Below are 13171 nucleotides of genomic sequence, written 5' to 3' on the forward strand. Positions count from 1 at the left end.
CCGGCCGTTTCCCGACGGTTCCGGCTCATCGACCTGACCGGCACGGATGCTTGTTCGGAGTTCCCATGCGCACAGGGATGATCGCGCTCGCCGCGGGGCTGCTCGCCCTGCGCTTTTTGCCCGAGCTGCCGCCGGGCTGGCTGCTCGGGCTGTTCACGGTGCTCGGGCTGATGCTCTTGCCCTATCGCAGCTACCCGCTGGCCTTCTTCCTGTTCGGCCTGACCTGGGCCTGCATCTCGGCGCACTGGGCGCTGGCCGAGCGCCTGCCTGCCGCGCTGGACGGCCGTACCCTGTGGCTGGAAGGGCGGGTGAGCGGCCTGCCGGAGCAGCGCGACGGGGTGGTGCGCTTCCAGCTGGAGGAGCCCCGCTCGCGGCGTGCCGAATTGCCCCGACGGCTGCGCCTGGCCTGGTACGGCGGCCCACAGGTCAAGGCCGGCGAGCGCTGGCGTCTGGCGGTCAAGCTCAAGCGCGGTCGCGGCCTGGTCAACCCGCAGGCCTTCGACTACGAGGCCTGGCTGCTGGCCCAGCGCATCGGCGCCACCGGCACGGTGAAGCAGGGCGAACGGCTCGCCGAGGCCCGGGGCCCGGCGGCCTGGCGGGATGCCCTGCGTTTGCGCCTGTTGGCGGTGGACGCCTTCGGCCGCGCGGGCGGTCTGGCCGCGTTGGTGCTGGGTGACGACTCGGGCTTGTCGACCGATGACTGGCGGCTGCTGCAGGACACCGGTACCGTGCACCTGATGGTGATCTCCGGCCAGCACGTGGCGCTGGTCGCTGCGCTGATCTACGGCCTGATCGCCGGCCTGGCCCGCCTGGGCTGCTGGCCGTCGGGCCGCCCCTGGCTGACCTGGGCCTGCGCGCTGGCCTTCGCCGCGGCGCTCGGCTACGGGCTGCTGGCCGGCTTCGAGGTGCCGGTGCGCCGCGCTTGCGTGATGGTCGGCCTGGTTTTGCTGTGGCGGCTGCGCTTCCGCCATCTCGGCGTCTGGCTGCCCTGGCTGCTGGCCCTGGATGCCGTGCTGCTGGTGGAGCCGCTGGCCAGCCTGCAGGCCGGCTTCTGGCTGTCCTTCGCCGCCGTGGCGGTGCTCGCGCTGGTGTTCGCCGGCCGGCTCGGCGCCTGGAGCCCCTGGCGCAGCTGGGGGCGGGCGCAGTGGACCATGGCCGTCGGTCTGCTCCCGGTGCTCCTGGCCCTGGGCCTGCCGGTCAGCCTGAGCGGGCCGCTAGCCAACCTGATCGCGGTGCCCTGGGTGAGCTTCCTGGTGGTGCCTCTGGCCCTGCTCGGCACCTGCCTGCTGCCGTTGCCCGGCGTCGGCGCGGGACTGCTGTGGCTGGCCGGCGGTCTTCTGGAGCTGCTGTTCCGCCTCCTCGCCGGCATTGCCGCCTGGCTGCCGGCCTGGACGGCTCCGACGCTGCCCGGGTGGGCCTGGGCCCTGGGTGCCCTCGGCGCCTTTCTAGTCCTGCTGCCGCCTGGCGTGCCGCCGCGCCTGCTCGGCCTGGCCCTGCTGGTGCCCATGCTGGCGCCGCCGGTGCCGCGTCCGGCGCCGGGACAGGCCGAGGTCTGGGTGCTGGACGTGGGGCAAGGGCTTTCCGTGCTGGTGCGTACCCGCGAGCACGCGCTGCTCTACGACGCTGGGCCGCGCTTCGGCGAGTTCGACCTCGGCGAGCGGGTGGTGGTCCCCGCGCTGCGCGGGATGGGGGTAGGGCGGCTGGATCTGTTGCTGCTCAGCCATGCCGATACGGATCACGCCGGCGGCGCTGTGGCTGTGCACCGGGCCCTGCCGGTGACGCGGGTGGTCAGCGGCGAGCACGAGGCGCTGACCGAGGAGCTGGCGGCCGAGCCCTGCGTCGACGGCGCCGACTGGCGGTGGGACGGCGTGCGCTTCACCACCTGGCGCTGGCCGGAGGCGACCGCGGGCAATGCCGCCAGCTGCGTGCTGCGGGTCGAGGCCGGCGGCGAGCGCCTGCTGCTCACCGGCGATATCGATGCCCGGGCCGAGCGGGCGCTGCGTGCGGCTGGCCGCGACCTGCGCGCCGACTGGCTGCTGGCGCCACATCACGGCAGCCGCAGCTCCTCGTCCATGGCCTTCCTCAAGGCGGTGCGACCGCACACGGTGCTGATCTCCCGCGGCGTGCACAATGCCTTCGGCCATCCCCATCCGCTGGTGCTGGCCCGCTACCGGGCGCTCGGCAGCGAGGTGGCGGACACCGCCGAGCGCGGTGCCTTGCGCATCCGCCTGGGCCAGCACTCGACCATCGAAGCGCTGCGCGACCAGCCGCGCTTCTGGCGGGAAAAATGAGAACGGCGGCGGTCGGCGCGCCCCGCTCCCTATGCTAGAGTGGCGCCATTTTTCCGAGGGGAAACAACGTCGTGTGGGAACTGATCAAAGCCGGCGGCTGGCTGATGCTGCCGATCATCCTCTGCTCCATCGCCGCCATGGGGATCATCGTCGAACGCCTCTGGACCCTGCGGATCAGCCGGGTATCACCCCCGCACCTGCTCGGCCAGGTCTGGCGCTTGGTCAAGGACAAGAAGCTCAACGCCCAGAAGCTCAAGGAAATCCGCGCCTCCTCGCCGCTCGGCGAGGTGCTGGCCGCCGGTCTGGCCAACTCCAAGCATGGCCGCGAGGTGATGAAGGAGTGCATCGAGGAGTCCGCCAGCCGGGTCATCCATGAGCTGGAGCGCTACCTGAGCGCTCTCGGCACCATCGCCGCGGTGGCGCCGCTGCTCGGCCTACTCGGCACCATCCTCGGCATGATCGAGATCTTCAGTGGCTTCATGGAAGGCGGCATGGCCAACCCCGCGGTGCTCGCCAGCGGCATCGGCAAGGCGCTGATCACCACCGCCGCCGGTCTGGTGGTGGCGATTCCGGCGGTGTTCTTCCACCGATTCTTCGTGCGCCGCGTCGACGAGTTGGTGATCGCCATGGAGCAGGAAGCCATCAAGCTGGTGGAAGTGCTGCAGGGCGATCGTGAAGTGGACTTCGCCGAGGTGAGCAAAGCGTGAAATTCCGTCGCCGCGCGGGCAATGTCGCCCGGGAGGAGGTCTTTCTCAACCTGACCTCGATGATCGACGTGATCTTCGTGCTGCTGCTGTTCTTCGTGGTCACCACCACCTTCATCCGTCCGGCGCAGATGAAGGTGGAACTGCCAGAGGCGGTCAGCGGCACCCCGCCGGAGGCCACCGACCAGCGCCAGCTGGAGGTGGCGATCAGCGCCGACGGCAGCTATGCGCTGAACGGCCAGCCGCTGGCCAAGAGCGACCTGGCCACCCTGATGGCCGCGCTGCAGAAAGAGTCGCAGGGCGACAGCAGCCTGCCGCTGACCATCAGCGCCGACGGCAAGGCCACCCACCAGGCGGTGGTCACTGCCATGGACGCGGCCGGCAAGCTCGGCTTCAGCCAGCTGCGCATCACCACCGTCGAGCCCCAGGCGACCCCCTGATGGCCTTCGCCGATCGCCTGCTGGCAGCCTGGTATGCCGGGCATCCGGTACTGCACCTGCTGCGCCCCCTGGAATGGCTGTACCGCGGCGTGGTGCAGCGCCGGCGGCGGCGCTTCCTGGCGGGCGAGGGCGACATCTACCGCGCTCCGGTGCCGGTGCTGGTGGTCGGCAACATCACCGTCGGCGGCACCGGCAAGACCCCGCTGATCCTCTGGCTGGTCGAGCACTGCCGGCGTCGCGGCCTCAGGGTCGGGGTGGTCAGCCGTGGCTATGGCGCCCGGCCGCCGCGGCTGCCCTGGCGGGTCGAGGCCGGGCAGGACGCCGCGCTGGCCGGCGACGAGCCGCTGCTGATCGTCGAGCGCAGCGGCGTGCCGCTGATGATCGATCCGGACCGTGCCCGCGCGGTGCGCGCGCTGCTGGAGGCCGAGCCGTTGGACCTTATCCTCTGCGACGACGGCCTGCAGCACTACCGCCTGGCACGCGACCTGGAGCTGGTGCTGGTGGACGCCGCGCGTGGCCTGGGCAACCGCCGCTGCCTGCCGGCCGGGCCGCTGCGCGAGCCGCTGGAGCGCCTGGACAGCGTCGACGCCATGCTGTTCAACGGCGCCGACGCGGACCGCGTGGAGGGCTTCGCCTTCCGCCTGCAGCCTTCGATGCTGGTCAACCTGGCCAGCGGTCAGCGAGCCGGTCTCGACCATTTTCCTCCCGGCCAGGCAGTCCATGCCGTGGCCGGCATCGGCAACCCCCAGCGTTTCTTCGCCACGCTCGAAGCGCTAAACTGGCGACCAGTGACGCACGCCTTCCCCGACCATGCGCGGTACAGTGCGGGACAGCTGGCGTTCAGCCCCGAGCTGCCGCTGCTGATGACCGAGAAGGATGCCGTCAAGTGCCGGGCCTTCGCAGCGCCGGACTGGTGGTATCTGGCGGTCGACGCCGTTCCCTCGCCGGCCTTCGTCGCCTGGCTCGATGCGCAACTGGCCCGCCTGCTGCCCGGGCGTTCCGACCTCAAAGGATGTTCCGATGGATCCGAAACTGCTTGATATCCTTGCCTGCCCGATCACCAAGGGCCCGCTCAAGCTCAGCGAGGACAAGACCGAACTGATCAGCAAGGCCGCCGGCCTGGCCTTTCCCATCCGCGACGGCATCCCGGTGATGCTGGAAAGCGAGGCCCGCACCCTGACCGCAGAAGAGCGACTGGAGAAATGAGCCAGGCGTTCACTGTCGTCATTCCCGCCCGCTACGCCTCCACCCGCCTGCCCGGCAAGCCGTTGCAGGACATCGCCGGCAAGCCGATGGTCCGCCACGTCTGGGAGCAGGCCCGCAAGAGCCGCGCCGAGCGCGTGGTGATCGCCACCGACGACGCGCGCATCGTCGAGGCCTGCCAGGCCTTCGGCGCCGAGGTGCTGCTGACCCGCGAGGACCACAACTCGGGCACCGACCGCCTGGCCGAGGTGGCCAGCCGGCTGGAGCTCCCCGGCGATGCCATCGTGGTCAACGTGCAGGGCGACGAACCGCTGATTCCGCCGGCGATCATCGACCAGGTGGCGGCCAACCTGGCGACCCATCCAGAAGCGGGGATCGCCACCCTGGCCGAGCCCATCGAGGAGGTGGCTGCGCTGTTCAATCCCAATGTGGTCAAGGTGGTCACCGACCGGAACGGCCTGGCCCTGACCTTCAGCCGCGCTCCGCTGCCCTGGGCGCGCGACGCCTTCGCCGCCAGCCGCGACCAGCTGCCGGCCGGCATTCCCTACCGCCGGCACATCGGTATCTACGCCTACCGTGCGCAGTTCCTTCACGACTTCGTCGCCTGGGGGGCGTGTTGGCTGGAGAGCTGCGAGAGCCTGGAACAGCTGCGCGCGCTCTGGCACGGGGTGCGCATCCACGTCGCCGATGCCCTGGAGGCACCGCCCACCGGGGTGGACACCGCGGAAGACCTGGAGCGCGTGCGCCGCTTGCTGGGGGCCTGATGAAGATCCTGTTCGTCTGTCTGGGCAACATCTGCCGTTCGCCCACCGCCGAGGGCGTGTTCCGTCACAAGCTGCAGCAGGCGGGATTGGCTGAGCGGGTGTTGGTGGAATCCGCCGGCACCGGAGACTGGCACGTCGGCAAGGCACCGGACCGGCGTGCCCAGCAGGCCGCCGCCCGACGTGGCTATGACCTCTCTGGGCTGCGCGCCCGTCAGGTGGCGGTCGAGGATTTCCAGCGCTTCGACCTGATCCTCGCCATGGATCACGATAACCTGGCCCGCCTGCGCGCCCTGCATGATGGCGGGCGCGCCGAGCTGGACCTGTTCCTGCGCCGCTACCGGGTGGGTGACGAGGTGCCTGATCCCTATTACGGCGGCCCCGGCGGCTTCGAGGCGGTCCTCGACCTGATCGAGCAGGCCAGCGATGCGCTGCTCGACGAGGTCCGGCAACGACTATGAGCCTGTCGATCCGCCAGCACGTTTCCCTCAAGCCCTACAACAGCTTCGGCGTCGAGGTGCAGGCCCGCGCGTTCGCCGAGGCCCATGACGATGACGAGGTCCGCGAGGCCCTCGCCCATGCCCGGGCGCACGGCCTGTCCCTGTTGGTGATCGGCGGCGGCAGCAACCTGCTCCTTACCGGCGACCAGGACGCCTTGGTGCTGCGCATGGCCAGCCGCGGTCTGCGTATCCTCGCCGACGACGGCGAGCGGGTGCTGGTTGAGGCCGAGGCCGGCGAGCCCTGGCATCCCTTCGTGCTCTGGACCCTGGAGCAGGGTCTGGGCGGGCTGGAGAACCTCAGCCTGATCCCCGGTACCGTGGGCGCTGCGCCCATGCAGAACATCGGCGCTTACGGAGTGGAGCTCAAGGACGTGTTCGCCGGACTCACCGCCCTGGACCGGCAGAGCGGCGAGCTGCGCGATTTCGTTCTGGAGGAATGCCGCTTCGCCTACCGTGACAGCCTGTTCAAGCAGCAGCCGGGGCGCTGGCTGATCCTCCGCGTGCGTTTCGCCCTGTCGCGCAGACCCACCCTGCACCTGGATTACGGTCCGGTGTGTCAGCGCCTGGCCGAGCAGGGCATCGAGCGACCGACGCCCAAGGACGTCAGCCGGGCGATCTGCGCGATCCGCAGCGAGAAGCTCCCCGACCCGGCGCAGTTGGGCAATGCCGGCAGCTTCTTCAAGAACCCTGTGGTCTCCGCCGAGAGGGCTGCTCGGCTGCGTCAGCAACACGCCGATCTGGTCGCCTATCCGCAACCCGATGGCCAGGTAAAGCTGGCTGCCGGCTGGCTGATCGAGCGCGCCGGGTGGAAGGGTTTCCGCGATGGCGACGCTGGGGTGCACCGCCTGCAGGCCCTGGTGCTGGTCAACTACGGCAAGGCCAGCGGTCGGCAGTTGCTGGATCTGGCGCGGCGCATCCAGGTCGACGTCGCGGCGCGCTTCGGCGTGGAGCTGGAGATCGAGCCCAACGTGCTCTAAATCCCGCGCTCTGCGGCCCGGCTCGTCGAACTGTTGCTCCGAGCGAATCCGCCAGAAATGAAAAAGGGATGCTTACGCATCCCTTTTTCGTGGCTGCCTGAAACTCAGGCGAGCGGCTTGGCGTCCGGATCGGCCGGTTTTTCAGCCTGATCTTCCGCCTTGGTTTCCTCAGCCTGGACGGCAGGTTCGGCGGCCGGTTCGGCTTCGGCGGTCGGAGCTTCCTGCGCGACCGGCTGTTCGGCCTGCGACGCCGTTTCGGGGCTTTCCGCGGTGGCCGGGGTCGGCTCGCTGGCGCTCACCGGCTGTTCAGCCGCTTCGGCTTGGGCCGGGGCTTCGCTCGCAGCGGCCTCGGCTTCCGCCTGAGCCTGTTCGCGGGCCAGCCGCTCGGCCTCCTCACGCTGCCGGCGTTCGGCCTCCTCGCGCTGACGGCGACGCACTTCACGTGGGTCGTTCGGCGCGCGGCCGGTGAACACAGGCGCCGGCTGGACCGGAGCGGGTTCGGCCTGGACGGCCGGGGCCGGTTCGGCGGGCGACTGGGTAGCTTCGACGGCAGGCGCGCTCTCCTCGGCGACCTGCGGAGCCGGGGCGGCGGATTCGGCAGCAGACGGAACTTCCTGGGCCGGCGCTTCGTTCTCGACCGGAGCCGGGGCGGTCTCGGCGCTCGAGGTGCTTTCCTCGGCAGCGGCCGGAACTTCGGCCGGGGCCTCGGCGACCGGCTGGGCGACCACGGCGGTTTCCTCGGCGCTTTCAGTTTCGGCCGCTTCGGCAGTCGCGGCGACCACGGCACTGGCGGCCACGGCGGCGGCTGCGGCGATGGCGCCGTCGCTACCTTCCTCGGCGGCTTCGATCAGGTTGCCTTCGGCATCACGCTGGCGCTCGCGGCGGTTGCTGCGGCGGCGCTGGCCGCGGGAGCGGCGGCGCGGACGTTCGTTCTCGCCGGCTTCCTGCTGCTCGTCCTCGTTCAGCAACTCCTCGTTGGGCAGGGCTTCAGCCTCGCTGGCGGCCTGTTCGGAAACGGCGCGGGCCTGGCGCTCCTCACGCGGCGGACGGGGCTGGCGTTCCTCGCGCGGCTTGCGCTCGGCACGTTCCTCGCCGGCGGCCGGGGCATCCAGCGGCTCGCGCAGTTCGCGCACGCGCTCTTCGCGGGCCTGGCGCTCGCGGCGGTTGTCCTCGCGGGGCTTGCGTTCCTCGCGGGCCGGACGCTCGCGGCGGCCTTCCTCGCGGGGCTGCTGCTCGTCGCGGGCCTGGCGCTCCTCGCGGGGCTTGCGCTCCTCGTCGCGACGGCCACCGCGGTCACGATCGCGATTGCGGTTCTGCTGACGGCCGCTGCGGCGCTCCTCGTTACGCGGCTGACGCTCGCCGGCAGCCTTCTTCTCGGCCACGGCGGGCTTTTCCTCTTCCTTGGAGGCGAACAGGCTGACCAGCGATTTCACCAGCCCCTTGAACAGGCTGGGCTGCGGCGCGGGAGCGGCGGCGGGGGCTTCCTCGACCACCTGCACCGGGGCGGCCGGACGCGGCGGGGCGGCCTTGATCGCGGCCTCCTGGCGCACCAGGGTACGGGTAGCGCTGACCGGCTGCTCTTCCTCGACCTCCGAGCCGGCCATCTCGTAGCTGGACTGACCGCTGAGCACTTCCGGGCTGTCGTCGCGCAGGCGCTGGACCTCGAAGTGCGGGGTCTCCAGGTGGTCGCTGGGCAGGATGACGATGCGTGCACGGGTGCGCAGCTCGATCTTGGTGATGGCGTTGCGCTTCTCGTTGAGCAGGAAGGCGGCCACCGGGATCGGTACCTTGGCGCGTACTTCGGCGGTGCGCTCCTTCAGCGCCTCCTCCTCGATCAGGCGCAGGATCGCCAGGGACAGGGATTCGACGTCGCGGATGATGCCCTGGCCGTTGCAGCGCGGGCAGACGATGCCGCTGGTCTCGCCGAGGGACGGACGTAGGCGCTGGCGGGACATCTCCAGCAGGCCGAAGCGCGAGATGCGGCCGATCTGCACGCGGGCGCGGTCGGCCTCCAGGCATTCGCGCATGCGCTCTTCCACGGCACGCTGGTTCTTCGCCGGTGTCATGTCGATGAAGTCGATGACGATCAGCCCGCCGATGTCACGCAGACGCAGCTGGCGGGCGATTTCCTCGGCCGCTTCCAGGTTGGTCTGCAGGGCGGTTTCCTCGATGTCGGCGCCCTTGGTGGCGCGCGCCGAGTTGATGTCGATGGAGACCAGCGCCTCGGTGGGGTCGATGACGATGGAGCCGCCGGAGGGCAGCTTCACTTCGCGTTGGAAGGCGGTCTCGATCTGGCTTTCGATCTGGAAGCGGTTGAACAGCGGGACGCTGTCCTCGTACAGCTTGATCTTGCTGGCGTACTGCGGCATCACCTGCTGGATGAAGGTCAGGGCCTCCTGCTGGGCCTCGACGCTGTCGATCAGCACCTCGCCGATGTCCTGGCGCAGGTAGTCGCGGATGGCGCGGATGATGACGTTGGATTCCTGGTAGATCAGGAAGGGGGCAGGGCGGCTGGTGGAGGCTTCCTTGATGGCGTTCCACAGCTGCAGCAGGTAGTCCAGGTCCCACTGCATCTCCTCGCTGGAGCGGCCGAGACCGGCGGTACGCACGATCAGGCCCATGTCCGGCGGGACTTCCAGACCGTTCAGCGCCTCGCGCAGCTCGTTGCGCTCCTCGCCCTCGATGCGCCGGGAGATGCCGCCGGCCCGCGGGTTGTTGGGCATCAGTACCAGGTAGCGACCGGCCAGGCTGATGAAGGTGGTCAGGGCCGCGCCCTTGTTGCCGCGCTCTTCCTTCTCGACCTGGACGATGACTTCCTGGCCTTCGGAGATCACGTCCTTGATGTTGACGCGACCGCCTTCCGGGGTCTTCTTGAAGTATTCGCGGGAGATTTCCTTGAGGGGGAGGAAGCCGTGACGTTCGGAGCCGAAGTCGACGAAGGCGGCTTCCAGGCTGGGTTCGACTCGGGTGATGCGACCTTTGTAGATGTTGGCCTTCTTCTGCTCGCGGGCGCCCGACTCGATGTCCAGGTCGTAGAGGCGTTGGCCGTCTACCAGGGCGACACGCAACTCTTCGGGCTGAGTTGCGTTAATTAGCATTCTTTTCATGTAGTACCGTTGGTTTCCGGGCTGCCGGAAACGGCGGACGGCACACACGACTCTCAGGGTCGGTGCCAGGTGTGCGTCAGGAACGGTTGTCAGTCGTTCCTGTGTCAAGCGACGCCGGCATCTGGGCCGGGGGCGCGACGGACGTCTCCTGTTCTTGTGCTGACAGAAGCACTCAATACCAAGGAGGAGGAATCAGTCGCCGGCAGCGGACGCGTCGAGCGTCTTGGGAAAAGCTAATGCTACGCATGCCGACGATTGTGCATCTCCACCCTACACGCATCGCTGAAAATCGGGTGCCGCTCGCAGAATCCGCAGCGGGTTGGCAATAAGCGCGTCACCTGGAAGGGCCGCGCGTCATAACTCAAGGCGTTGTTTCAGGGGCGTTCGCAGGATGTGCGCGGAACGACCCGTCGGACGGCCTTCTGCGTCCTGAATGTCGTTGCTCACGGCCCGGAGATGGCAGTTTTGGCGATCATCCCGGAGCCGGGCCGTTTTTGGCGGCGTTGGCGACTATAGCAGCTCCGATTAAGTGCTTCAATTCGATAAAAAATTGTTATGATGAGCGGATGAATGAACCTGCCTCTTCGGCTTCTGGCGTCCAACTGCTCGAAGTCGCTCCGGAATACGCCGGCCAACGTATCGACAACTTCCTGCTCGCCCGCCTCAAGGGAGCGCCCAAGACCCTGATCTACCGCATCCTCCGCAAGGGTGAGGTGCGGGTGAACAAGGGGCGCGTCAAGCCCGACTACAAGCTGCAGGCGGGCGACATCGTGCGCGTGCCGCCGGTGCGCCTGCCCGAGCGCGACGAGCCGGCGCCGGTGGCCCAGGGCCTGCTGGAGCGCCTGGAAGCCGCCATCCTCTACGAGGACAAGGCGCTGATCGTCCTCAACAAGCCGGCCGGCATCGCTGTGCACGGTGGCAGCGGGTTGAGCTTCGGGGTGATCGAGGCGCTGCGCCAGCTGCGCCCGGAGGTCAGGGAGCTGGAGCTGGTCCATCGTCTGGACCGCGACACCTCGGGCCTGTTGATGGTGGCCAAGAAGCGCAGCATGCTGCGCCACCTGCACGAGGCGCTGCGCCGCGACGGCGGGGTGGACAAGCGCTACATGGCGCTGGTGCGCGGCAACTGGCCGACCTCGAAGAAGAAGGTGGCCGCGCCGCTGCAGAAGAACAACCTGCGCTCCGGTGAGCGTATGGTGGAGGTGAGCATTGAGGGCAAGGAGGCGCTGACCCTGTTCCGCGTGCTGCGTCGCTTCGGCGAGTTCGCCACCCTGGTGGAGGCCAGTCCGGTCACCGGGCGCACTCACCAGATCCGCGTGCATGCCAAGCATGCCGGACACCCCATCGCCGGCGACGCCAAGTACGGCGACGACGACTTCACTCGGGAGATCCGCGAGCTGGGTGGCAAGCGCCTGTTCCTGCACGCCTACGCCCTGAAGGTGCCGATGCCGGATGGCAGCGAGCTGCAGCTCGAGGCTCCGGTGGATCAGGTCTGGGAGCAGACCCTGGAGCGTCTCGGTGCGTGACTATCGCTTGCTGATCTTCGACTGGGACGGCACGCTGGTGGACTCCATTCAGCGTATCGTCGACTCCATGCGCCTGGCCGCTGAAGCCTGCGGCCTGCCGTGCCGCGACGATGCGGCGATCCGCGGGATCATCGGCCTGGGCCTGCCGGAGGCGATCCGCACCCTGTATCCGGAGCTGGACGACCTGGCGCTGATCGAGCGCGTCCGCCGCCTCTATGGCGAACACTATCTGGCCTTCGAGGCCCGGCCGTCGCGGTTGTTCGATGGGGTCGCCGAGTCGCTGGAGGCGTTCCGCGCCGAGGGCTACCGTCTGGCGGTGGCCACCGGCAAGACCCGGCGCGGTCTGGATGCGGTGCTGGCCGGGCAGGGCTGGCAGGATTACTTCGACGTCACCCGCTGCGCGGACGAGACGGCCAGCAAGCCGGACCCGCGGATGCTCCACGAGATCCTCGAGCACTGCGGGGTGGTGCCGGAAGAGGCCCTGATGGTGGGTGATTCGGTCTTCGATCTGCGCATGGCGCACCGGGCCGGGATGGACGCGGTGGCGGTGGGCTACGGCGCGCAGCCGCTGGCATTGCTGCGCGAGGAGAAACCGTGCCTGGCGATCGAGTCGTTCGGCGAGCTGCGTGCCTGGTTGGGGCAGCGCAGGCAATGGTCATTACGGGAGATGAATGCGTATGGCGGATGAATGGAAAGCCCCGACGGAAGGCAATGAGGAGGCCAAGAGCTGGCGGCTGCTGGAGAAGGTGCTGCTGTCCAGCGTGCAGGAGCAGCGTCGGGCCCGGCGCTGGGGGATCTTCTTCAAGCTGTTGACCTTCGCCTACCTGTTCGTGGCCTTGGCGGTGTTCTCGCCGCGTTTCGGCTTCCAGGGGGCGGCCGGCAGCGGTGATGCACATACCGCGCTGATCGAGATCACCGGGATGATCGCCGACAAGGAACAGGCCAGTGCCGACAACGTGGTCACCGCCCTGCGCCGGGCCTTCGAGGATTCCAGAACCAAGGGCGTGGTGCTGCGCATCAACAGTCCGGGCGGTAGTCCGGTGCAGTCCGGCTACATCTATGACGAGATCCGCCGGCTGCGCGGTGAGCATCCGGACATCAAGGTCTACGCGGTGATCACCGACCTGGGCGCCTCCGGGGCTTACTATATTGCCAGCGCCGCCGATGCCATCTATGCCGACAAGGCCAGCCTGGTCGGCTCCATCGGCGTCACCGCCGCGGGCTTCGGTTTCGTCGGCACCATGGAGAAGCTCGGTGTGGACCGCAGGGTCTATACCGCCGGCGAGCACAAGGCCTTCCTCGATCCCTTCCAGCCGGCCAAGGAGGATGAAGTCCGCTTCTGGCAGCAGGTGCTGGAGACCACCCACCGGCAGTTCATCGACAGCGTCAAGAAGGGCCGTGGCGAGCGTCTCAAGGATGCCGAGCATCCGGAACTGTTCTCCGGTCTGGTGTGGTCCGGCGAGCAGGCGCTGGAGCTGGGGCTGATCGACGGTCTGGGCAGCGCCAGCTCGGTGGCCCGCGACGTGGTGGGTGCCAAGGACCTGGTGGACTTCACCATTCAGGAGTCGCCCTTCGATCGCTTCGCCAAGCGCCTGGGCGCCGGCGTTGCCGCCCATCTGTCGCTGCTGATGGGGCTGCAGGGGCCGTCGCTGCACTGAGTCCTGC

At 69.0% G+C, this 13171-nt stretch carries 12 protein-coding genes; 11 read left to right on the forward strand and 1 reads right to left on the reverse strand.

Features of this window, described 5'->3' with window-relative positions; genetic code table 11:
• The first annotated feature begins 65 nt into the window (after positions 1-65).
• The 8 genes from H165_RS0104955 to murB all read left to right on the forward strand — a co-directional run bounded on the left by H165_RS0104955 (position 66) and on the right by murB (position 6876).
• Positions 66-2291: a DNA internalization-related competence protein ComEC/Rec2 gene (locus tag H165_RS0104955; RefSeq protein WP_026146370.1), complete on the forward strand. Its 2226-nt coding sequence runs from the start codon at positions 66-68 to the stop codon at positions 2289-2291.
• Positions 2292-2362: 71 nt separating this feature from the next.
• Positions 2363-2998, forward strand: a complete 636-nt coding sequence (locus H165_RS0104960; protein WP_017937802.1) for a MotA/TolQ/ExbB proton channel family protein — start codon at positions 2363-2365, stop codon at positions 2996-2998.
• Positions 2995-3435 (forward strand): ExbD/TolR family protein, encoded by a 441-nt coding sequence (locus H165_RS0104965; RefSeq protein ID WP_017937803.1) that lies wholly within the window; start codon positions 2995-2997, stop codon positions 3433-3435. Before H165_RS0104960 ends, H165_RS0104965 begins: the two co-directional genes overlap by 4 nt.
• The gene (gene lpxK / locus H165_RS0104970) at positions 3435-4475 is read left to right on the forward strand and encodes a tetraacyldisaccharide 4'-kinase (protein WP_017937804.1); all 1041 of its coding nucleotides are present in this window, start codon (positions 3435-3437) and stop codon (positions 4473-4475) included. Before H165_RS0104965 ends, lpxK begins: the two co-directional genes overlap by 1 nt.
• Positions 4456-4641: a Trm112 family protein gene (locus H165_RS0104975; RefSeq protein ID WP_017937805.1), complete on the forward strand. Its 186-nt coding sequence runs from the start codon at positions 4456-4458 to the stop codon at positions 4639-4641. Before lpxK ends, H165_RS0104975 begins: the two co-directional genes overlap by 20 nt.
• Positions 4638-5402: a 3-deoxy-manno-octulosonate cytidylyltransferase gene (gene kdsB / locus H165_RS0104980; RefSeq protein ID WP_017937806.1), complete on the forward strand. Its 765-nt coding sequence runs from the start codon at positions 4638-4640 to the stop codon at positions 5400-5402. Before H165_RS0104975 ends, kdsB begins: the two co-directional genes overlap by 4 nt.
• Entirely contained in the window at positions 5402-5860 is a 459-nt protein-coding gene (locus H165_RS0104985; RefSeq protein WP_017937807.1) for a low molecular weight protein-tyrosine-phosphatase, read from the forward strand. Before kdsB ends, H165_RS0104985 begins: the two co-directional genes overlap by 1 nt.
• Entirely contained in the window at positions 5857-6876 is a 1020-nt protein-coding gene (gene murB, locus H165_RS0104990; RefSeq protein ID WP_017937808.1) for a UDP-N-acetylmuramate dehydrogenase, read from the forward strand. Before H165_RS0104985 ends, murB begins: the two co-directional genes overlap by 4 nt.
• A gap of 104 nt (positions 6877-6980) precedes the next feature.
• Here murB and rne read toward each other — a convergent pair whose 3' ends face one another.
• A complete protein-coding gene (gene rne, locus H165_RS0104995; protein WP_026146371.1) occupies positions 6981-9983 on the reverse strand; it encodes a ribonuclease E in 3003 nt (1000 codons plus the stop codon).
• Positions 9984-10549: 566 nt separating this feature from the next.
• Here rne and rluC point away from each other — a divergent pair.
• Genes rluC through sppA form a run of 3 tightly spaced genes read left to right on the forward strand, consistent with a single transcriptional unit; the run spans position 10550 to position 13164 of the window.
• Complete coding sequence (rluC, locus tag H165_RS0105000; protein WP_017937810.1) at positions 10550-11506, forward strand: 23S rRNA pseudouridine(955/2504/2580) synthase RluC; 957 nt, start codon at positions 10550-10552, stop codon at positions 11504-11506.
• Positions 11499-12194 (forward strand): HAD-IA family hydrolase, encoded by a 696-nt coding sequence (locus tag H165_RS0105005; protein ID WP_017937811.1) that lies wholly within the window; start codon positions 11499-11501, stop codon positions 12192-12194. The genes rluC and H165_RS0105005 overlap by 8 nt, the downstream gene beginning before the upstream one ends.
• A complete protein-coding gene (gene sppA, locus H165_RS0105010; protein ID WP_017937812.1) occupies positions 12184-13164 on the forward strand; it encodes a signal peptide peptidase SppA in 981 nt (326 codons plus the stop codon). The genes H165_RS0105005 and sppA overlap by 11 nt, the downstream gene beginning before the upstream one ends.
• Positions 13165-13171: the final 7 nt, after the last annotated feature.

Source organism: Pseudomonas thermotolerans DSM 14292, from assembly GCF_000364625.1.
GTDB classification, from domain to species: Bacteria; Pseudomonadota; Gammaproteobacteria; order Pseudomonadales; family Pseudomonadaceae; genus Aquipseudomonas; species Aquipseudomonas thermotolerans.